This is a genomic window from Arthrobacter sp. TmtSoilC77, assembly GCF_059739415.1.
This window is the reverse complement of the sequence record NZ_AP046050.1, coordinates 243,718-264,839: the sequence shown is the minus strand read 5'-3', so window position 1 is coordinate 264,839 and position 21,122 is coordinate 243,718. Positions and strand designations below refer to the sequence as shown.

Below are 21,122 nucleotides of genomic sequence, written 5' to 3'. Positions count from 1 at the left end.
CGTAAGGGGTACTGCCAGTGCCTTGCTACGGGTTGTGACCGGGCTTATGGCGGGCCAGCATGGCCTCCTGATACTTTTCGATACTGATAGTTCACCCATAGGCCTTGAATGATTGGTGGTGTTTTCCCTGCCCGCATTCATGGCACATGCCCGGGAGCTCCACAGGCTAGGGCCGCCAAACAACGACCGCCTGTCGGCGGTTCGGGTGGCCCTCAGTGTCGCAGTTCCAGGGCTGGTCCTGATTCTCGTGGGCCGTCCGGACCTCATGATGTATGCGGTGTTCGGCGCGCTCACCGGAATGTACGGACGCAACGAAACCCACCAACTGCGGCTCAAACACCAAGCCCAAGCCGCGCTTGTTCTGGTTGGCGGGCTCACGATCGGCACGCTTCTTTCCGTCAACCACATCCATTCCTGGTGGCTGGTGCTGGTGGCGACGCTCTTTGCCGGCGCAGGTTCCTTATATGCAGACGCAGTGCGTCTCAAACCGATCGGGCCTTTCTTCGGCATCCTCGCCCTGGGGGCGTGCGCGTCGGTCCCCACCAGCGTTCCGTTCCTGACGGCGGTGCTGATCGGTGCAGCTTCGGCGGCGTTCTCGATTCTGGTCGGATTCGCTGGCTGGCTTCGGCACCGAAGGTGGGAGCCGGGCGCTGCCCGCGATGTCCCCGTCCTCCGCGGACCCTTACGGCAATCTGCCCTTGTTCATGCGGCCCGCTACACTCTCGCTGTCAGTGCTGCCGGCGCTTGTGGCGTTCTGAGTGGGAGCGGCCATCCGCATTGGGCCATGGCCGCAGCAGCCGTACCCTTGGCAGGTGCTGACCTCCCGAGCCGCGTTCACCGAGGCATCCACCGCATCGTGGGAACGTTCCTCGGGTTGGCGGTGGTCGCCGTCGTACTTTTCCCAAGTCCGTTGTCACCGCTGCAGTATTTCCCCGGCCATGCTGCCATCGTCCTGGCCATTGTGGTGGTCCTTTGCCAGTTCCCCACTGAGCTGTTCATGGCGCGCCACTATGGCTGGGCCATGGTGTTCTTCACGCCCGTGGTCCTGCTCATCGCCCAACTGGCGTCGCCCATGGATCCGGGTGTGCTGGTGATGGAGCGGGCGGTCGAGACGTTTGTCGGAGCGGTGGTTGGAATCGCGGTAGCGGTGCTGGTCAGGGCACCAGTGGTTGCGGCTCCTAGGGCTGCAGGGGCCGGCGCGGCGGGCCGGAGGTAAGCTTCGCCGGCAAGATACGCGCAAAGAAGCTAACCACTTTGTATCGACGCGTCGGGATGGAAACAGCCTTGCCCGCGGCGTTGTCCTCCAGCCCTTCCCGCACCACGCGCTCGGCGGTGAGCCACAGGAATCTCGGCGCCACGGACTTATCCATGCCCATGCGGTCGTGGAATTCTGTGTGCGTGAAACCAGGGCACACCGCTGTGACCTGCACGCCGGACTTCGCATATGCAATATTCGCCCAACGGCTGAACGTCACCTGCCAGGCTTTGGCCGCCGAGTAGGTGCCCCTGTTGGCGAAGGCTGCGACGCTGGCAACGTTGATGATCCGGCCCTTGCCACGTGCCAGCATGACTTCCAGCGCCGCGTGGCACAGCTCCATCGGTGTCTGAACGTGAAGGCGTACGTGCCGCTTTTCTTCCTCCACATCGTTCTGCTCGAACGACTTCAAGAGTCCGATTCCGGCGTTGTTGACCAGGACGTCGACGGGTCGCGCCGCGTCCCGCAAGCGGTCAGCCACCAAGGAAACCCCGACGTCGGTAGTCAGGTCGACGGACAGAACCTCCGCCGAGATACTAAAGTCGCGTTCGAACTCCTCAGCCTTTTCCTTGAGGCGTTCTTCATCGCGGGCTACCAGGACAAGGTGGTGTCCGGCTTCGGCGAGCTGGCGCGCGAATTCCGCACCGAGCCCGGCCGTGGCACCGGTGACCAGGGCGGTGAGTTCATTGGCTCGAGTCGTCATGCGCCTAGACTATGCGCTGAACGCTCCCGGCGCCCCTGTCTATTCGTCAAAAGGCCAGTGCTCTTCGCCAGAGGGCCCGTGCTCTTCGTCAGAGGGCCGCCTGCGTGGCTTGGTGGCGATGATGGCGAGGGCTATCGAACCGGTGATGCCGAGAATCCACCAGGGGAATCCGGGGTCTGTTGTAGTGGACGGCAGAGTGCGGGGTCCGTCAGCGCTGGTGGGGGCAGTGGTTCGTTCGCCCCGAACCAGAAGTCTGTGGCTGTTGATGCCTTTGGGGGTGCAGGTAATGAGTGTGAGGTAATCCTTGCCCTCGACTTTGCGCAGGGCCTCGGTTTGATCTGGCAGGACCGTGAGGATTTGGTCGACCTTGTAGTAGATGGTCTCGTCGAGCACGTTGATGCTGAAAACATCGCCTTCATGGACTTTGTCCAAGTCGTCGAAAAGGGTGGCATTGACGAATCCTGAGTGGGCACTTAAGACACTATGAGTGCCTTCGCCGCCCACTGGCAGCGCGGACCCGAAGAGGTGGCCCGCACCTTTGGAGAGAGTGTCCTCGTCCGTACCGTGGAAGATGGGCAAATCCGCGTGGATGGAGGGAATGCTGATGCGGCCCATCATTCCTCCAGGGCCCACAGCCAACATCTTCTTGTACGCCTCGGAGCCGGCACCAATGGTGGTTTGCTCGCCTGCTTCGTTCAGGGAGTAAGGGTCCCGGAGGGGTCCTGAAGGCAGTTCTTCATTGAACTCCCGGGCCTGGTCCAGGAGGGACTTCTTCGCGGAAGGGTTCATGGTCTGGACAGAGTCCACGTACCCGCTGATCTCGGTGGCATGGACGCGATCCGAGAACCAGGCTGCCGCCGTGGGATAAAGCAGGATCCCGACGCCCATCACCGCGACCACCACGATCAGGAGCCGTTGCCGGCTCCAGGGTCCGGTCAGATACCGGAGTCCACGACGGGTGCGGGTTGGGGCGTGTGTCATCAAGAATCTTGTAGCTGGGGTGAGTCGATTGGAACAGTGCAGCAGTTATGGAGACTGCAGAAGGGAATGCAAGTGGGGAAGAGCGCCTGGTTGGCGTTCTTCCCCACTTGGGGTTGCTGCGGGGGCCGCGGTAGCGGCCCCCACAGGTGTTGGTGTTGGTGTTAGTTGTTGCTGGTGCGGCGGTTGCGGACGAGCATCAGGGCTGCGCCGGCGACGAACAGGGCTCCTGCTGCGTAGAGGATGCCGGTTCCGACGCCACCGGTCAGCGGCAGTTCAAAGCCGCTGTTGGAGGGGATGTTCTTGACTTGCAGGTCGATCCCGACGCCGGTGGTGGTGCTGTTGATCAGGAAGGACACCGGCTCGGCGAGCAGTTCATAGCCTGCCGGGGCGGTGGTTTCCACGAGGTAGTAGGTGCGGTAGTCCGGGGTTCCGGGTGCCACGGCTGCGCCGTTGGCCCAGTCCGAGTAACGCAGGCCCGAGATCGTCAAGGTGCCGTCCGCGGCGACGGTGAAGACACTCTGGCCGTTGAGGTCTACCGGGTTCGTTCCGGCTTTCGCGTCGGCTTCGTTGGTGTAGACGGAGAACGCGGCACCGGCAAGGGCTGCACCGTTCTCGTTGACCTTCTGCAGGGTCATTTCTCCCCACTTGGTCACGACCGGGGGCGTGACGACCGGGCCGCCGGGCTGGCCCGGGGCGATGGTGAAGCTGGCAGCGTTGGGGTAAACGAGGGCTTCGTTTTCGATTTCACCGATGGTGTTGACCTTGGTGTTGACCATGACCTGCACGCGGGTGTCGGTGTGGGCTGCCAGTTTGGCCAGGCCGGCGGGGGTGAAGATGACCGAGACGGTGTTGTTCGCGGCGTCGAAGTTCACGGTGTAGTCCGTGCCCGCGGTCAGGGGTGTGCCGTCAACGAGGGTCGCGGACGCGCCGATGTAGGTCAGCTTCTGGTCCAGGACGTCCACGATCTTGTAGCCATCGATGACGGCTTCGTTCGGGATGTCACCGGTGATGGTGAAGTCGATCTGGTCCCCGAGCTTCACGTCCGGGGCGTCCGTGACGGTCTTTTCAGCACCGGCAACGGAGTTCTTCGGGTAGACGTGGACGTCGTAGATCCAGTTGTCGTTGTTATCCGGGTCCGTCAACGGAACGGAGACCAGGAACGGGGCCGAGGGTGTCACACCGGCCGGGTAGTTCGTTTCCGTCACCAGGTACAGGCCAACCGGCAAGGCGGTGAAAGCTGCGGTGCCGGCAGCGTCGGTGGTCTTCACCTGGGCAGCACCCAGGGTGTACCCGGCGCCGGTGATCGAACCGGCCGCGTTGGCCGGGGCGAAGACGCTGGAGAGGTTGTGCGCGGCGTCCCAGCCGGCGTTGGTGGACAGGTCAATGGTGTTGACCTGCTCGATGGTGAACTCGATACCGGCCAACGGTGTCAGGCCGGTGGTGTCCACGGACGTGCCGTTGTTCGGCAGGCCCGTCGGGGTGGAGGGACGTTCGAACTTGTGGACCGTGATGGAACCGGTCGTGTCCCCGTCAACCAGGGGCGCAGCCGAAGCCGGGGCCACGGAGAAGGACATCGCCAACACCGCCCCGGCGATCGTGGCGGCGGCGGTCTTCCAAAGCCGCCCGGTGTGGTGATTACTCACAGTGTTTTCCTCTTTCATCGTGATGGTTCTTCCTACAGGTGGTACTCGGAGATGGACATGCACCGCCCGCCCCGCAACACGCACAGGACCAGGAGGGAACTCTTCTAAGTGGTAGTAACGGGCTGCTGCCGGCGGTGGTTGGCGGTCAGGGCCAGGGCGAGGGCGGCCAGTAACAGGGCCGATCCTGCGGTGGTGAAGGGCCACCAGCCGATGCCGCCGGACTCGGGCAGCTCCAGGGCCGGAACGTCCCGGACCGTGAGCAGGAAGATCCCGTCACCATCGGCGTCGGTACTGGTCACAACCCCACCACCGGAGCCTTGTCCGAGGGTTACGGTGCCGTTGGTGGCGATGGTGAATTTCACCGGTTCGGCCAGGAGGTTGAAACCGGCCGGGGCGGTGGTTTCTTCAAGCCAGTACGTTCCGGGCTGGATTCCTTCGAGTTGGAACCGGCCTGTTTGCCCGGCCACGGCGGTGATGGTGGGGCTGGCCAGCACGGCACCGGGGGTGCCGGCGTTATCGACGTGCACCGCCCAGGTGGAGCCGGCCATCGGCACCCAGGTCCCGCCGGAGGACTCGCCGATCTTCTCGATCAGGACCTTCGCCGGGGTGTGATGGGTGGTGGTGCAGTCAGGGCCGGCCGCTCCGGAAGTGGGTGCGCAGGTCTGCGGTGGTGTGGTGGTGGAGGTGCCCGTCACGACGTTGACGAGTTGTTCGTTCCATGCCCCGGCTTTGACCAGCACACTGTATTTCAGGGTGGCCGTCTGCCCGGCCGGCAGCGTGAACGCCGCCGTGGTCAGCAAGGTGGAGGGTGGTACGGGGTTGGGCACGGGTACGGGCGCTCCGGTGCCGATGACCAGGGTCGCTGACCCGGACACGAAGGTCGCGTCATCCAGGACCTCTGCCAGGTTGTCCTTCAGCACCACCCCGGTGATGGTGCCGCTGATACTGGACGCCGTCACCGTGTACACGATGGTCTGGCCAGGGCTGACGGACTGGTTTGCGGGAACGGACCCGTTGACCGTGGCGCTCTTCTTGATCTTCCACGCAGCCGGCGCGGTGACCTGCGCATCATCGGTTGCCGAGACAGGCAACCCCAGGGGCGGGTTCCCGGTGACCTTCGCCGTGTTGGTCACCAACCCCGTGGTCACATCCGGGACCGTGACCACATACGTTGCGGTCGCCGTCACGGACTGCCCCGGCAAAAGGATCCCCGGAAGGCCAGGCCAGGCATACGACAAAGCCGACATCGTGCCCGTTCCGGAGAACAGGGTTTCGGTGATCACCACCGAGGTCAGCGTCACGTTGCCCGTGTTCTTCGCCACGAACGTGTACGTGGCCGTTTCACCGGCCACCAGCGTGGTCTTGTTCACCGTCTTCACCAACGTGATCGCCGGAGCGGACGAGGGAGCAACAGTGAAGAGGTAATCCTCCACCTCACCGGAATCCGATGCACCGATCGGGACCTGGACCTGGGCCGCGGTGTAACCGACCCGAAACCGCGCATACGTCGTCCCCGCACCCACCCCCGCAGGGACAACCCACGTCAGTGTTGCGGTCGTGGCGCCAGCCAAGAAGGTGGCACACGCCCGCTCGGCAGTGTTGTCGAAGGTCCCGTTCTTGGTGAAATCAATCCACCCACAGGTCGTTCCTGCTTTGCTGGCCCCACTGATCGCCACCGTCGTCGAGTAGCTGGTAGCGCCCTGCGTCATCGGAGCCAGCACCACGCCGTCATCCATCAGATCCTGGGCCGCCGTCACACCCGCATTCGGCGAGGCAGTCCCGTTGGCAACCGTCGCGTTATCCTCAGTCACATTCGCACCAAGCGTCACATCCGAGAGGACAGCCCGCGCTGCTTCGTTTTGGGCGAGGTTGTTTTGATCGTACGAAACAGGCGCATCACCGAAATCCTGCGGAACCGTCATCGCCATCAGAAAGTTGTCCTGGTTGTGCTTCTTGGCCGACATGCTGTTTTCGGTGTACGGCGGGAGCGTACTGGTGGTCTGGACGAAGACCGCGCTGATGTCGAACGTCAACGAGGTCACAATGCCATTGATCCGGACCGAACCGCAGCCAGCGGTCGCCTGGGCGTCGGCAGGGTCGGGCGTGCCGGTCTGCACACTCGTATTACACGCCGTTCCGGCATTGTTGTTACTAGTAGAGATGGCGTTGTTTGCCACAGAAAGGTTGGCGCCGGACAGCTTGGTCATCGTCAGGCCTGGGGTTGCGAGGTTAAGGACGGCGCTCAACTGGGATTGTCGGTCAACAGTCCCGTTGTCAGTTTCGTCCAAGTCGACCTCTCCGCCGAGGCCAGCGATGTTGAGCACAGGACTCCTCACCGGCTGACTGAAAGTGATAATGATGGTCCCCAAGCCGCTACAAGGACCGGTTGCCGCGCAATTATTGACCGCGTGGGTGGCAAATTCGACGGCAGGAGCCCCAGTCCCTATGTTTTGTGAGAAATCAGATGACACATATCCACGGCTACCCATCGTTGACTGGCCCACCATGTTGGTATATCCCGACCGGCCAAAGGTGGTGGTCAGACCAGATCCAGGCATCGAAAGTGTGGCGACGGTACCGGGACCATTGAGGTTCGCCGGGGCGGTTGCGATCTCGTACGCCTGGGCCGGTGCGCCAAAGCCCACAGTCCCGAATGAAAGCCCACACAGGACCACCATTAACGCGGCAAACAACGCCGTAATCTTCACAACCGGATACTTCAAGGGGTTCCTTCCAAAGAACAAGTGACCCGGCCGACCCCTCAACCGACGAGCAAAACATTTACATCAAGGGAGACCATCCATTTGCGTCCGGCAGGGCTGGTCTCCAGTCAATGAGTGCGGTGTGGGAAAGGTTCATGCCGCAAAAAGCGGAATCTTTTTTAGCGACATCTCTCGGGTTCAAACAGGAATGTGGTGGCCGAGGCTCGGCCTCCGGTCGGAACCATGTCCAAGCGGGAACGATGTCCAGTATTTGGACGAAATTGCGTCATGACTGGGCGCTCAATGGCACTCATTGAACATGAAAGATCAACGCGCTCATCTGAAAATCGAAAGCAGGTCCTTACAGCTCCGTGGGCGCTGGCGACAACGTAGTGAGCAGGCCGGATGGCTGTTCCCGGGTGACTGGCTGGTTCCTGAAGTCGAGGACATGCTGAAGGCTCAAGCGGAGGGCGGAGAGCTGCAAATGTCCGCCAAGAACCTCGGGGCGTCCCGTGCCTATCATGGCGTTGGAGTCCGCGAAACCATGCAGGACCTCAGTGCCTTTTTCGACGCGGCGGGGGTACCTGCTGACGATGGCTCCATGCGGGATCTCGTCGAGGGATGGGCCATGGAAAATGAACGTCTTGAACCGTTCTCCTGCACCGACGTCTATACAGGGCTTGCAACCATGGCGCACTTTGAACGGCTGATCCATGAGATGTCGCAGTACCCCCGCGCCCGGCGTAGAAGCCACACGATAGCGACTCTTCATCTGGGATGGTCCAAAGACGGCAAGCTGCTTAGCTGGGAAATGTTGGCCGAAATGGGTCAGATATGCCGAGGGGAACTTGCGGCAGTGGAAGCCACTGCGGCCTATCATCGCGGAAGCATTCATACCATGATGACCCGCAAGCGGGAGAGCTACGAGGCACTGTTCCGCTGTCTGCAACTCATCGACGGGCTAAACCTGGGCGTTGGACGGCGAACGCTCGTGGAATTTTTGGATTTTCCGGCCTCGCCGGCAGAATGCGACCGGGCAATCGCCGGCCTCCGGCACAGACGCTCAGCCTGATGAAAGGAAAGGCAAGGGAATAGGAAAATGCCGTAAACCGCGTGCTTTTTGCAACACGATTCAGGGGTAACCAGTACTACATGGGCGTGGCAGCTGCCTGGGGTCGGATCAGGCAGCCAGTCACGAGGAGGCGCCACCGGATGAAGCAATTTTTCCCGGCGGCGCCTCCGCCAATTTTCCGCTAAGCGAACTTTGCCAGCGGGTTGGCCAGACGGCCAGCCATCTGCAATCCACCGGATGGATCCGAGATATCGAGCATCTGCTGGTTGTTCCGCAGTTGCAGCCTGTTAAGGCAGGACAACTCGAAGTCCGCAGCGAACAGATCATGCATGGCGAATTGGTCCGCTAGCTCCGGGTGGCGTTCCTGATATTCACGAACCACGGCAGCGGCAGTCCCCCAGAATTCGTCTTCCTGCAGCGTCCCTTCCTCCACAAGGATGGCCCCCAGGAAACGGAAGATGCAGTCGAACACGTCAGTGAAGATCGCAAGCACCATCTCTTCAGCGGGAATCTCGGCCTTGACGCGGGAGACTTCCGCGGGCAGGTCCAGCCGGTCCCCCATGACCACAATCTCCTCGGCGATATCCTTCATAATTGCCCGTGCGGGTACACCGTCTTCCAGGATCAGGATGACATTTTCGCCGTGAGGCATGAACGCGAGCTCATACTCGTAGAGGCAGTGGATCAACGGAACGAGGTAGGCCTCGAAGTAGCGGCGCAGCCACTCCGTTGGAGCCAACCCGGAGCGCTGAATCAGCGCTGAGGCCACGGAGGCGCCGGAGGAATCCACATGCAACAAGGAAGCCATGGTGGCCAACTGCTGACCGTCCTTAAGCATCGGAAGGGGACTTTCCCTCCACAGAGCCGAGAGCATCTTCCGGTAAGGCGAGCCCTTCGCCGACGCAGCCTCGTAGTAGTGGTTGTGGTAGCCGATGGCCGCCGTTTCACGGATCATGGCCAAGCCCCGGTCCTGGAGCTCCTGGTCGTTGCAGATCAGTTCCTGAAGCCAGTCATTAATGGCAGGCGTTGCCTTCATGTACTGCGGAGACAGGCCGCGCATGAAGCCCATGTTCAGCACGGACATGGCCGTTTTGACGTACGCCTTCTCCGGTGACGTGGTGTTGAAGAAGGTACGGATGGACTGCTGTGCCTGGTAGGAGTCCTCGCCGCTGCCAAGGTTCACGATGTGGCGCCGGGCGATTTCTGCCGCGAACGTCACGGCGAGCTTGTTGTCCCACTGCCAGGGGTGCACCGGCATGAGCAGGTACTCCTCGGGATCAAGGCCGGAAGCGGCAAGTTCCGCGTTGAACCACGCCAAGGTTTCCGGTCCGAGCTCGGCCTCAAAGTGCGTCCGGTAATCCAAGCCTGCGCTGGACGTGAACACGGCCTTGCTGCGATGCACTGCGATCCACTGAAGCTTCACCACGGCACCGGTTTCCGGCGCGAACGCATGGTAATCGGCGATGCCGAAACCCAGCCGGCCGTTGTTGGCAACGAAGCATGGATGCCCCTCGGTCATGCTGTGCTCTATCGCCTGGAAATCGGCCGCCCGGTCCGCGCCGCGGGTGATGCCCGCCGCCAACTCGGCAGAGCTGAAAGGCTTACCCTGTTTGTAGGCGTGGCTGGACAGCGTGCTGCTGATTTCCTCGAGGTAGACGGGCAGCATCTCCTGGCGAATGGCCAGTGACTCCTGGAACTCGGTGATGAAGTCCAAGGCATCCAGCGGCAGCTCTTCACCGTCGCGTAGCCGGGCGATCGACCCAGCGTCAACGGACCAGTGCTCAAGCTGCAGGATCCGCGCACGGAACCGGTACTCCACGGCGTCATCGTCGCTGGCAATCTTGTAGAGCCGGACGCCGTCGCCCTCCTCTCGGATCAGCTCCGGCGCCAGGATGCGCTCGTGCGAGAACTCGGCAATGGCTTTCCGGATCACGTGCCTGTTGGCGACGGCCCAACGCTCCGGGGTCAGGTGGGATACAGGTTCGGCTGCCTCGTGGAGGGTGGTGGTTTCGGCAGTAGTGGTCACAGGGAATCTCCTCTGGTCGCCGCGGCAGGCGCGGCCAGAATCGGGGTCAGGGTTGCGAGGAAATCCTCGCGCGTGCAGAAGCTCAGGAGTCCCTGCTTGAGGTCTTCGGCAGGATCGACGGCGGGAAGGGTCACCACGCCGTGCGGGCGGAAGCCCACCTTCTCGTTCAGCACATGGATCTTGTAGTTGCGGGCGTCAGGTTCGACGACGACGCGTTGGGCTGCAGGGTCAGCGAAGAGTTCCGTCATCACCGACTGCATGACGGCCGTGGTGTAGCCGGGCTGCGGGTCGCCACTTGGCGGGGACACCAGGAGGTGCATGCCCACGTCGCCGCCCTGGACCTCGTAAACGTCTGCCAACGGCGACGATTCGGGACGGTACCGCTCCATCAGGAACGCGGGCGCGCCGTCGTCGAGTCCCAGGAACGCCTGGTGGTGTCCCGATTCGGCGATCCGCGAGTACTCCTCCACAACGTCCTGCTCGGTGGCCGAAACCATCCCCCAGAACCGTGCGTACTCCTGGCTGACCCAGCTGTGGAGGACGGGTGCGTCCGCTTTGGGGTCGACTGGCCGGAATGTGAAGCTCATACGGTTGCTCCAGCCGTGACCGGAATGGCAGAAGGCACTGCAGCGGGTGCACCGAACTGCTGGAACGCGATACTCCGCTCGATCGGATAGACCTCGCGGCCCGTGATTTCCCGCAGGATGCAGGAGTTGCGGTAAGCGGCCATGCCGAGGTCCGGCGTGACGAAACCGTGGGTGTGAAGCTCAGCGTTCTGGACGAAGATTTCGCCGGGTTCGACGCCGGTTCCGTAGTTGCGCTCGACATCGAAGCGGCCCTTGGCGTCGCGGCGGATCCGGTCCTGGATGCCGGCCAGGAAGGCGGGCTCCTTGTAGGTGTAGCCGGTTGCGAGGACCACGGCTTCGGACTCCAGGCTGTAGTCGCGGCCGTGTTCCTCGTGGTGCAACTCCAGCGTGTGGGTACCCGTGGTCGCGTCCCACCTGGACGCTGTCAGCGACGAGTGTGTGTGCAACTGCGTATCCACTATGCCGGAGAGGCTCTTGGTGTAAAGGAGATCGTAAATGTCGTCGATCAGGTCCGAGTTGATGCCTTTGTACAGGTTCTTCTGATTCTTGATCAGACCGTCGCGCTGCTCGCCCGGGAGCGAGTGGAAGTAGTCCACGTACTCGGGCGAGGTCATCTCGAGCGTGAGCTTGGTGTATTCCAAGGGGAAGAAGCGGCCGGAACGTGTTACCCAGTTGAGCTGGTAGCCGTACACGTCGATTTCCTGAAGGAGTTCGTAATAGAGCTCTGCGGCGCTCTGCCCGCTACCGACGATGGTGATGCTGCGCTTGGACTGCAACTCACTCTTCCTCGACATGTACTCGGCGTTGTGGAGGACAAGTCCGCCGCCGTCCACAATCCCTGCACACGAGTCCGGAATGAACGGTGACGTGCCGGTGCCCAGGACCAGGCGGCGGGCGCGAAGCACCTCAGCGCCTCCAGGACCCCCATCACCTCCAGGACCCTGCACCGAAAGGCGGTACACGCCGTCGTCGTAAGTCACATCCAGCACATCTGTGCTAAAACGGACGGACTCCAATTGGCCGGCCACCCACTGGCAGTACTGGTTGTATTCCACCCGCAGCGGGTAGAAATTTTCCCGGATGTAGAAGCGGTACAACCGTCCGGTCTGCTTGAGGAAGTTCAAAAACGAGTACGGCGACGTCGGATCGGCCAGCGTGACGAGGTCAGCCATGAACGGGACCTGCAGATGCGCGGGCTCCAACATCATGCCGGGGTGCCAGTCGAAGGATTCGCGACGTTCAAGGAAGATGCAGTCCAGGCCTTCAACCGGCTCGCTTAGCGCGGCGAGGCCCAGATTGAATGGCCCGACGCCGATGCCGGCGACGTCGTAAATCTTGCCGTTGTCCTGGGTGCTCATGCTGCAGCCTCCGTGGTGGTCGCGAGCAGGCTGGCGCCCGTCCGGCGGATAAGTTCGATGATTTCCTGGATATCCCCCAGGGAGGCCTCGGCGTTGAGGAGGGTGAACTTGAGGTAGTGGCGGCCGGCAACCTTGGTTCCGGCAATCACGGCGTCGCCCGAAGCAAAGATCGATGCGCGAATGGCCGGGTTGACGACATCTGCTGCGTCCTCGTCCAATGCCACGCCGTCAATGGCCGGGCGGTAGCGGAATACCAAAGTGCTCAACTGGGGTGCGGCGGCGAGTTCGAACTCGGCGTCCTCCACCAACAGGGCTCCAACGCGGCCAGCAAGGTCGATCGCTTCGTCGAACAACGCGCCGATAGCGTCGGCGCCCATGATGCGCAGGGTGAGCCAGAGTTTAAGGGCGTCGAAGCGCCGGGTGGTCTGGATGCTCTTGTCCACCTGGTTGGGGATTTCGGCCTTCGCGGCGCTCTCCGGGTTCAGGTAGTCGGCGTAGTAGGTGACGTGGCGCATCATTGAGCCGTTGCGGACCAGGACTGCGCTGGAGCTGACGGGCTGGAAGAAGGTTTTGTGGAAGTCGACGGTGACGGAGTCGGCCAGGTGGATCCCGTTCAGGAGGTGGCGGTAGCGGCCGGAAACGATGAGGCCGCCACCGTAAGCAGCGTCCACGTGCAGCCAGGAATCATAGGCGCGCACCAACGCCGCCAGTTCGGAGAGAGGATCGACCGAGCCGAAGTCAGTGGTTCCAGCAGTAGCCACGACCGCCATCGGCACCAGGCCGGCGTCGTGCGCTTCCGCCAGAGCAGCCGCAAGTGCGGCGGGGTCCATTCGGTGGTCGGCAGCGGTGGGCACGGAGATCACCGCGTCGAAGCCAAGCCCGAGCATGGAAGCAGACTTCTGGATGCTGAAGTGACTGTCAACGGAGGTGAAGATCCGGAGTCGATCCAGCAGGTGCGGCAGGCGCGCGTCGCCGTTCGTGGCACGCAGCCTGGCCACGGCGTGATTGCGGGCGATCAGCAGAGCCTGGAAGTTGGACTGGCTCCCACCCGAGGTGAAGACACCATCGGCCGCGGCGTCAAAACCAATACGGCCGGCAGTCCAATCGATGAGGCGCCGCTCGATCATGGTGGCGCCGGCACTCTGGTCCCACGTGTCCATGGAGGAATTCACTGCCGAGAGCACGGCTTCACCAACCAGCGCGGGAATGACCACCGGGCAATTCAGGTGTGCCGCATAACGGGCATCGTGGAAGTAGATCGCGTCCTTGAGGTAGAGCCCGTCAAGCTCCTCAAGGGCAGCAGCCGTATCCGGCAGCGGACGTTCGAGGTCGACGGCACCAACCCGGGCCTTCAGTTCTGCATGCGCGACGCCGGTGAACGGACGGGCCGTTCGCTGGACTTTGGTGGAGACAGCGTTGACTCCCTGAAGAACCTGCGCCACATAGCTGGGCGAATTTCGAGCGTTGAACAGCTGGTTTGTGGCAGCGAGGGCCAGTTCCACCTTGGAGCCAAAGTCCTGCTCCTGAGCGATCCGCTCTTCGACACTTGGTGACGTCACGTCAGCTTCCTTCCATCATTGGGCGCTAGTTAGCAAAGGCAAGCCTTACTTAGGCTTGCCTTTTCGTCAAACTTTTGTGACCTATTTCGCCCAACGTACGTATTCTGGCCGTTTTGTGAACAGGGGAAGCGTCATTGACTTTCATTGGAAGCTGACGCCGTGGAAAATACCCCGGCTCTTGCCAAGGGCTGTAGAGTCAACGGCACAGAAACTCTACGGTTGGGGGACCAGTGGCTGACGACATCCACGAGCGGATCGGATTCCGCGAGATCGATGAACACGGGAATGCGGTGCGGGCAGTGAATCCGCATGCCCCTGAAGCCCCCGAACGGGCACGGCGCCGAGTACTCGTGAACCCGTTCGTCGCGGCCCTCTGGGTGCTGGACGCTGGGTTGGCGTGGTTTTGCATCTGGGCTTTCGACTCGGTAGCGGCAATGACCGGTCCGACGGCGACAAGTCCCCCATCCCAAGTGAATTTCATGGTCCTGCAGTCGGTGCCCTACGTCCTTCCAGGCGCCATTCTGGTCACGGCCGCCCTTCTGTTCTGGCATGCCGCGCAGTGGCAGAAGAAGCACGCCACTACCTAGGTCTACGGCTGGTTCCGGACAGTCTTGCGGCGTCCCATCAGGTAGAGGACGAGACCCGAAAGGATAAGGACGGCGACCGGCAGAATGGAGAACGCGACTCCCGTGTTGGCCAATGCCCCGGCTGACGAATTGGAAGTAATCACGGACCCGCCGGGCTGAACCGACTCGCCGGGCTGATTGGGAACGGGCCGATTCGGAGCGGGCTGATTCGAATCGGGCCGCGAGGAGGCCTGGTGTCCTGGTTGCGGTGCTATCCGCAGGAAAGCCTTTTCGATCTCCTGCTGCCCTGTTCGCGGGAAGGCCACGGCGGTTGTGGCAGGATGCGTTGTTACCAGCCCACCTGCCGAAGACGTCCCCATAGCTGTTGCCGAGTTAGCGACGTTGCCTGCCTTGACGTCCCACCACGTAAGTTCGTAGCTTGCGGAAGCCGTCACAGTTTCGCCGGGCAGCAGTTCACCCGCGGCTCCGGGCCATGCGTAGACCAGTGGCCCGGGTCCTCGCGCGTGATCCGCAATGGCGACGTTCTTGAGGGCGGTGTTTCCGGCGTTCTTCGCCGTGAAGTGATAGGTGATGACCTGGCCCACCTTTGCGGGATCACCCACCGCAGAGGCATCTGCGGTGGTGGAGAACTCAAGGCGTGCATCCGGTGACAACGGTGTATCTGTAGTCACAGGCAACGAGGCCGTGAGGCCGCCGGCGCCGGGAACACCGGCGAGCGCAGCGGAGTTGGCGACCCGACCGGCGTCGAGGTCTGTTTGGGTGATGCTGTAGGCAGCGACAGCACTCACTGTTTGACCCGGTAGCAGCTGGCCGGGGATCCCGGGCCACGAATATGCCAGCTCCGGGAGTCCGGCAAGAGTGTTGTTGATGACCACATCAGTCAGTGGCACGTTCCCACTGTTCGTTGCCCTGAAGATGTAGCGAATCACATCCCCTGCCTGCGCTGGCGAGTGGACAGCGGAGGCATCAGCGCTGTGGGTAAACCCGAGGCCGGGAAGGGGCGCAGCGGCGCCAGTCAAAATGCACTGGATGTTTGCGCCGGCGACGGGCGTCAGCGCAAAGGGTCGGTCAACGGCCGCTCCTGCGGGCAAATTCGGCTGCAGGCCAGCTGAGTCCGTACAGGTGATGTTCCGGTGGTAATTGGACGGGATGCCGCCGGCTTCCGTGAGGTAGTAGGTAGTGCCTGTGTTGGCCGTCGTCTGACCCGTGACACCAGAGCCCGCTGCGATACCTGCTACAGATCCTGAGGTAGTGGAGTGAGTAGTGGCATTTATCACTGGACCGGCGGGAGACCCCGCACGGATCTCCATGGTGAATTGGTCGGAGACCGCAGCGCGGGGGGTGGTCAGCGCCTTGCCCAGCGTAATCCTGGGAGCCCGGACCACCAGGGAAGCCGCTGCCGGAGGGTTCAAGTTGGTTGCAATGTCGGTAGGTGCGCTGGAATACGTGCCCTCGGCCGAAACTGTCACATCCACCACCACCGTGCACGAGGCCTGGCCTCGGCTGAGGTCGCCGCCGGAAATCGAAAGCGTTCCGCTGCCGGCATCCGCCGAGCGAAGGAATGGGTTGGTTCCGGGAACCTGAACGCACGTTCCCCCGATGTTCGGATCCCCGGCGATCGTCAGTCCGGAAGGAAGCACCTGGTTGATGGACCAGTCATGCTTCGCGTTGAGTTCGCTGGTATTGGTGACGGTGAGCGTGAGGGTGGAAATCCCGCCGGGGCCCACCACCGCAGGAGTGAAAGATTGCTTCAGTTCTGGAGTGACGTCAAGCAGGCGCACTTCGTCAAAGGCGCCATCGTTCCCGTTGGTGGTGCCGTTGTTATTCCACATTTCAAGCCCCAGGGAATTGCCATTGGCCCGGATCGCCGTGTTCGACGTCATCGAGTTGACGTTGACGGTCCTGGTGACGGTTCCCGGGGTTCCGCCGACGTCGCTGGTGACTTGTTGCTGGAACGAGTCCACGTTGGGATCGTCCCAGGTTTGGCACCCATTGAGTGGGTTCCCGACCGGCGTGGCTGTCCCGTCGCTGTCAATGGCGGCGAACTGATACGACGGATCGCCCGCAGCCAGGCCGCAATTCATGTACGCGGTGTTGAGGCCAAAAGCGTAATAGTGGCCCGCTGTTACCGGGATTGGGCGGGTGGTCCTGAACATCACCCCATCAGCGGGCCCGGACGGGATGGCATCGCACACTGATCCGGTGGAACTGGTAGACGGGCATTCGGTGTAAGAGCCGTTGACGTGATTAGTGGTGGGAGAGGCGGGGGTGAATTGTTGCCCCATGCCCAAGGCCAGCATGCGCATGTACTGATAGCTGCGAATATCCGCGAGCTCGGCACACCTGTTGCTTTTGCCTTCGGCCGCAGTTCCGGACTGCGCCCATGCGGGGGTGTTCGAATTCCGGTAGCTCAGGATGACGCCATTGCACCTGGCAGCGTCGATCCAACCTGGAGAACCTGTGTACGCCTGGCCGCCCTTGCCAATGTACTGCTTTGACCCTGGAGCCGAGTAAGACTGCGCGCCAAGGGCGGAGTTGGGGCTGCCGTGCTCGAAATTCTCCGAGAACACCACAGTGCCAGGCTGGGTAGCATCAGGCGTCGAGGATGTTGAAGGCATAGGTGGCGTTGACGGCGTTGTCGCCTGCGCAGGAGCAGGTTGAAGGCCTCCCAGCGCCGAGGTAGCAGCAAGGGTGGACAGCAGTATCACCAAAGTTCTGGCCAGGAGAGAATTCTTCACGGCTGTTGCTTGTCTTTCCATCGTCCCCAAGCGCCCCAGGCTCAAGACCCAGGCAGTTGCGCTTGGTGCTTCCGCTTCCAAGGAAGCCGATGCGCACAGATATTGTCAGCCTCTTAGTGTTGGCCAAAGCGGAATCGTGACGGAGAAAACAGAAAAAGATTGAGGCCCTATACGAGCTGGCCGGCGCCGGGTGCGGCAGGCGAAAGGCAGCGCGACTAGTGAAAACTACTGGCGAAGGACTTCGTAAGGATGTGTTGGCCGCTGAACTGATAGTTCAGTGTGCTGCCCGCTTCTGTATTCCGAAGGGAAACGCCGAGCTCGAACGCAAGGCTGGCTGACTCGATGGACACCGTGGTGCAGTGGATCAATCGATTGTCCGCAGCGGGATCCGAGCACGACCATCCGGCCGGTGCCGAGAATTTTCCCGGGATGAACGTGGCATTCTCCGGCAGGCTGAAGATTGCTTCACCGGAGCCTGGCGCCCGATCTCCGATGAGTGAAAAGCCAACACTGACATCGCGATCGAGTAACCCGCTGCCGGCTTCCATGCCAAAGAAAGCCTCGACCGTCTGTGACGGGGCAGCCGTTGGAGGCGTCGCCTGGGTGGTTGAGGACATCGTCCCCGAGTTCGTGACAACTGCTGCCCGCTGCCTGGCAATTTCCTCGGTGACCGGAAGCGGCGGAACCTGTACGGGCGCAAAAGGTTCCGGCAATTGCACGGCAGTCGGAGCTGGGGAGGGGACGGTGGGCACGTCAGCTGCAGCACTGGACGCCGGGGGTGATGCCGAGGCACCTGGAGCATCACCGGCGTCGCTGACCTCCACATCAGGCTGCCCGAACCACGCGGCAAGACCAAAAATCGCCACGCCTGCAGCGATAGCCGCAGCAACCTTCCATACGTGCCCGGGCGATCGAACTGTTGCAGGGGTCTGCCCGGTGGCGCCGGACGGATTCGCTGCCGCGAGCAATCCCGCAACCGCGCCGGGAGTCAACACGATGCCCGTCACCAGGGGGAAGAGAGCCGCCCGCATGGCACCTTCGATGTGGTTAAGTTCAAAGAGAAGCGCAGTGCACTTGGAGCAGGTCTCCAGATGCGCACTGACCTTTTCGCGTGAGGTCCGTTTCAGGGCGTTCCGTGCATATTTGCCCAACTGACCGGAATACTCCGAACACTCATCGTCGGGGGCCACCACCACGTGGTTTTGCAGATACGCCTGGCGGAGCCCCTCCCTTGCCCGGATCAGCAACGAGGACACTCCATTGGGGCTGACACCGATGAACGGCGCAGCAGCAGCCGGCTTCATGCCCTCAATGTCCACATGCCAAAGCACCGCTTGCCAGCGCTCGGGAAGGGACCTGAATGCCGACGCCACAGCCGAGGATTCGAATTCCCTCAAGACGGGGTCGGCGTCCACGACGGCGGTATCCAACATCGCGTCGTCAGGGGCGGACTGGGTGAGCCTTGCTTTCCGGTTCCGCGCATGCGCTGTCCGCTGCACGACCGTCAGCAGGTAGGCACGAAAGAATTCCCGTGGTCCTTTGCCGCCGCTAAGGGCCTGGAACACTGATGCGAAGGCCTCGGCAACGATGTCGTCGGCGTCACTTGGGTTATCGGTATTCGCCCGCGCGACGTATTGCGCAGCAGCCAGATGCCGCCGGTACAACGAGTCAAAGGCCTCGTTGTCACCTCCTCGGACCGCCGCAATGATTTCCTGATCGCTGACAGGTCCAGCGGTGATGGTTCCGCTGCTGGAACCAGTATCAAAATCGCTCCCCATAGGCCCAGTGTGACAGCAAATTCCGGGATGACTTGAATCGCAGGGTACTTAGGAATACGGGGTTAAATTACTTGGAATTTCCACGACACGATCCGACGGAAACGTGCACTAATCAGTTGGGAGGCGTCGCGTATCAGGCCGCCCTGGAGGCGCCAAAATAGCCTGCGAAACCCTACCCAAATGGCCCGCGAACCCTACTCGTTGTCCGGTTCGCCTACAGGTTTCTCGGCGGGCCAGTCGACGTCCTGCTCGTAGCCCTCATGCTTCTGCAGGTATGCCGCGATGTACGGGCAATGCGGAATGATGCGCTTGCCGGACGCCACCACATCGTCCAAGGCGAAGTGGGCCAGCACCTTGGCCAGCCCTTGGCCTTTGAACTGAGGTTTTGTCTCGGTATGCGTGAAATCGATGTGACCGGGCCGATCGATGAATTGGGACATCACCGCCAACTCACCGTCTACGCGGAGTTCATAGCGGTGGAACTTATCGTTGCGCACTGTGGTGACGCCAGCGCGGAATGAGTCTGCCAATGATTCAGTGTGCTCGGTCATGATTCGAGATTGGCACGTAAACCGGGCGCTGGCAATGTGGACCGTTTTCCCCCGCGTGTTTGCCTCCCGTCCGGGCCCGGTGGCGGCAGCACCGGCGTCGGGACCCTGCCAAGCAGCAGTACCGCGAGCGCGAAACATGCCGCTCCCCCGCCCAGGAGCGCCAGCGTCAGGCCGTTGAACGCGGCATCCGCAACGGGGACAAAGACCACGACGGCGGCCGTCACCACAGCGGTGCGCGAGGGACCCCGCGCGTGGCTGGCCGCCGTCGGACGGTCCTCAAGGCGACCGAGGAGCAGCACGACCGGCAGCAGCAGGGCTACGACGGCGAAGAAGACGGGGATGCGCGCCCACCACCATTCCGCTGTGCCGTCGGCCGGTTTGGGAAAGTCGGTGAGCAAGAGGAGTCCGGACATGCCCACCAGGAGAGGAAGATGCCAGAGGTAGACGGTCATGGACCGCCGGCCCGCCACCGCAATTGTCGCCTGGACCCAGCGGACAGAGGCGATCCAGCGTATGCCTTTGCCCAGAAGTTGGAGGGTGGCAGTCTGTGAAATCGCCAGCAGGAGCAGGCAAAGGTTGGGTGGGTTGATGTTCACCACCATGTTGCCCGGATATACGGCCACGCCGGTCACCAGCCCGAGCAACACGTTGCTGACTATGATCGCCCCTACCAGCCAGGTTCTGCTGCGATGCTCAAAAAAGCCGTCCGCCATGAGGAAGCCGAGCTGCTGGACTGCGCACCAGACAAACATCATGTTGACGAAGGCAAGAACCGGGACAGCGCCGCGGAGGGAGTCGACCGTAATGATCAGCGCCACGAGGACGCCCAACGTAGGCAGCGGGGCACGTTGATGAAGCCGGGCCATGAGCGGGATGCTGAGCTGGGCCGTGAGGTAGGCAGCAAGGAACCAGAGTGGCATCGCAGCCCCGGTGGTCATCAACTGGATCACCTGGGGGTCAACGCCGCTGAGCAGAGCCAGCCAGAGCCCCGCCCACATGATGGCGAGCAGGGCCATGGCTGGCCTGACCAGACGCAGCAGTCTCAGCTGGGCGAAGTCGAAGCCTGTGCCGCCGCGTGCTTGCAGGCGTCGCCACGACTGCAACCCGGTGACGCCGCCCAGGACGAAGAACAACGGCACGATCATGAGCACCCAAACCACGGGCGTGAACCAGCTTTGCTCCATGAGGGTGTTTTCCGTGGTGACTTTCCCATCCCTGTGCAGGACGGGACTGACCATCATGCAGTGGGCAGCGACCACCAGGAGCAGGCAGATGAAGCGGACGAGGTCGATCGCTGGATCACGCTGCACAACCGGTTCACGCTGCACAACTGGATCACGCTGTACAACCGGTTCACGATGCACAGCCGGCTCACGCTGCACAACCGGTTCCAGCCGCGCAGCCGAAGCTGCCGGCACAGCCGTGCTTCGGCTGGCGCCTGGATGAACCGGCTTTCCCCGCTGCATGGCCCTCCCCACGAATACACGCTCCTGCGTGTTGACTCCATTGTCCGCCCCGGGTGCCATTGGGGACCAGCGGTGCCCGCGTTGGCCGGTACTGGCGTTGGCCGATGCGGGCGTTG

Annotated in this window: 15 protein-coding genes; 3 read left to right on the top strand and 12 right to left on the bottom strand. The window is 62.2% G+C overall.

The genetic code is table 11. The annotated features are described in order from the left end of the window. The first annotated feature begins 139 nt into the window (after positions 1–139). On the top strand, positions 140–1,216 hold the full coding sequence (locus AC6I99_RS01290; RefSeq protein ID WP_497946859.1) for an FUSC family protein: 1,077 nt from the start codon (positions 140–142) through the stop codon (positions 1,214–1,216). Here AC6I99_RS01290 and AC6I99_RS01285 read toward each other — a convergent pair. The 4 genes from AC6I99_RS01285 to AC6I99_RS01270 all read right to left on the bottom strand — a co-directional run bounded on the left by AC6I99_RS01285 (position 1,179) and on the right by AC6I99_RS01270 (position 6,906). Beyond that, complete coding sequence (locus AC6I99_RS01285; RefSeq protein WP_309929163.1) at positions 1,179–1,958, bottom strand: SDR family NAD(P)-dependent oxidoreductase; 780 nt, start codon at positions 1,956–1,958, stop codon at positions 1,179–1,181. The genes AC6I99_RS01290 and AC6I99_RS01285 overlap by 38 nt on opposite strands. Before the next feature lie 39 nt (positions 1,959–1,997). Next, a complete protein-coding gene (locus tag AC6I99_RS01280) occupies positions 1,998–2,939 on the bottom strand; it encodes a class C sortase (RefSeq protein WP_497943824.1) in 942 nt (313 codons plus the stop codon). 161 nt (positions 2,940–3,100) lie between these two features. Continuing rightward, positions 3,101–4,582, bottom strand: a complete 1,482-nt coding sequence (locus tag AC6I99_RS01275; protein WP_497943825.1) for a SpaH/EbpB family LPXTG-anchored major pilin — start codon at positions 4,580–4,582, stop codon at positions 3,101–3,103. A 104-nt stretch (positions 4,583–4,686) separates the two neighbouring features. Beyond that, positions 4,687–6,906 (bottom strand): CLIPPER-2 domain-containing protein, encoded by a 2,220-nt coding sequence (locus AC6I99_RS01270; RefSeq protein ID WP_497959881.1) that lies wholly within the window; start codon positions 6,904–6,906, stop codon positions 4,687–4,689. Between the two features lie 697 nt (positions 6,907–7,603). Here AC6I99_RS01270 and AC6I99_RS01265 point away from each other — a divergent pair. Then, positions 7,604–8,356: a hypothetical protein gene (locus AC6I99_RS01265; RefSeq protein ID WP_497943827.1), complete on the top strand. Its 753-nt coding sequence runs from the start codon at positions 7,604–7,606 to the stop codon at positions 8,354–8,356. A 181-nt stretch (positions 8,357–8,537) separates the two neighbouring features. On the opposite strand, the gene AC6I99_RS01260 is transcribed toward AC6I99_RS01265, so the two are convergent. From AC6I99_RS01260 to AC6I99_RS01245, 4 genes are read right to left on the bottom strand one after another with little or no spacing between them, the layout of a single operon-like run. Next, the gene (locus AC6I99_RS01260; RefSeq protein ID WP_497943828.1) at positions 8,538–10,382 is read right to left on the bottom strand and encodes an IucA/IucC family protein; all 1,845 of its coding nucleotides are present in this window, start codon (positions 10,380–10,382) and stop codon (positions 8,538–8,540) included. Further along, the gene (locus AC6I99_RS01255) at positions 10,379–10,969 is read right to left on the bottom strand and encodes a GNAT family N-acetyltransferase (protein WP_497943829.1); all 591 of its coding nucleotides are present in this window, start codon (positions 10,967–10,969) and stop codon (positions 10,379–10,381) included. Before AC6I99_RS01255 ends, AC6I99_RS01260 begins: the two co-directional genes overlap by 4 nt. Next, complete coding sequence (locus AC6I99_RS01250; RefSeq protein WP_497959878.1) at positions 10,966–12,327, bottom strand: lysine N(6)-hydroxylase/L-ornithine N(5)-oxygenase family protein; 1,362 nt, start codon at positions 12,325–12,327, stop codon at positions 10,966–10,968. The genes AC6I99_RS01255 and AC6I99_RS01250 overlap by 4 nt, the downstream gene beginning before the upstream one ends. Continuing rightward, positions 12,324–13,886 carry a pyridoxal phosphate-dependent decarboxylase family protein gene (locus AC6I99_RS01245; RefSeq protein ID WP_497959874.1) on the bottom strand — a complete coding sequence of 521 codons (1,563 nt, stop codon included), beginning with the start codon at positions 13,884–13,886 and terminating at the stop codon, positions 12,324–12,326. Before AC6I99_RS01245 ends, AC6I99_RS01250 begins: the two co-directional genes overlap by 4 nt. Positions 13,887–14,116: 230 nt before the next feature. Between AC6I99_RS01245 and AC6I99_RS01240 the strand changes: the two genes are divergently transcribed. Then, entirely contained in the window at positions 14,117–14,473 is a 357-nt protein-coding gene (locus tag AC6I99_RS01240; protein ID WP_224094736.1) for a hypothetical protein, read from the top strand. Between the two features lie 2 nt (positions 14,474–14,475). Here AC6I99_RS01240 and AC6I99_RS01235 read toward each other — a convergent pair whose 3' ends face one another. The 4 genes from AC6I99_RS01235 to AC6I99_RS01220 all read right to left on the bottom strand — a co-directional run bounded on the left by AC6I99_RS01235 (position 14,476) and on the right by AC6I99_RS01220 (position 21,006). Further along, entirely contained in the window at positions 14,476–17,211 is a 2,736-nt protein-coding gene (locus AC6I99_RS01235) for a CLIPPER-2 domain-containing protein (protein WP_497959872.1), read from the bottom strand. Between the two features lie 215 nt (positions 17,212–17,426). Next, positions 17,427–18,989, bottom strand: a complete 1,563-nt coding sequence (locus AC6I99_RS01230) for a sigma-70 family RNA polymerase sigma factor (protein ID WP_497943833.1) — start codon at positions 18,987–18,989, stop codon at positions 17,427–17,429. 194 nt (positions 18,990–19,183) lie between these two features. Beyond that, positions 19,184–19,540 carry a GNAT family N-acetyltransferase gene (locus AC6I99_RS01225; RefSeq protein ID WP_224094728.1) on the bottom strand — a complete coding sequence of 119 codons (357 nt, stop codon included), beginning with the start codon at positions 19,538–19,540 and terminating at the stop codon, positions 19,184–19,186. Next, positions 19,537–21,006, bottom strand: a complete 1,470-nt coding sequence (locus AC6I99_RS01220) for an acyltransferase family protein (RefSeq protein WP_497959870.1) — start codon at positions 21,004–21,006, stop codon at positions 19,537–19,539. The genes AC6I99_RS01225 and AC6I99_RS01220 overlap by 4 nt, the downstream gene beginning before the upstream one ends. Positions 21,007–21,122 lie beyond the last annotated feature (116 nt).

Bases quoted from the DNA above. Each gene is read 5' to 3' on its own strand.
- AC6I99_RS01290 (WP_497946859.1), top strand. From the start codon at position 140: ATGGCACATGCCCGGGAGCTCCACAGGCTAGGGCCGCCAAACAACGAC.
- AC6I99_RS01285 (WP_309929163.1), bottom strand. From the start codon at position 1,958: ATGACGACTCGAGCCAATGAACTCACCGCCCTGGTCACCGGTGCCACG.
- AC6I99_RS01280 (WP_497943824.1), bottom strand. From the start codon at position 2,939: ATGACACACGCCCCAACCCGCACCCGTCGTGGACTCCGGTATCTGACC.
- AC6I99_RS01265 (WP_497943827.1), top strand. From the start codon at position 7,604: ATGAAAGATCAACGCGCTCATCTGAAAATCGAAAGCAGGTCCTTACAG.
- AC6I99_RS01255 (WP_497943829.1), bottom strand. From the start codon at position 10,969: ATGAGCTTCACATTCCGGCCAGTCGACCCCAAAGCGGACGCACCCGTC.
- AC6I99_RS01250 (WP_497959878.1), bottom strand. From the start codon at position 12,327: ATGAGCACCCAGGACAACGGCAAGATTTACGACGTCGCCGGCATCGGC.
- AC6I99_RS01230 (WP_497943833.1), bottom strand. From the start codon at position 18,989: ATGGGGAGCGATTTTGATACTGGTTCCAGCAGCGGAACCATCACCGCT.
- AC6I99_RS01225 (WP_224094728.1), bottom strand. From the start codon at position 19,540: ATGACCGAGCACACTGAATCATTGGCAGACTCATTCCGCGCTGGCGTC.
- AC6I99_RS01220 (WP_497959870.1), bottom strand. From the start codon at position 21,006: ATGCAGCGGGGAAAGCCGGTTCATCCAGGCGCCAGCCGAAGCACGGCT.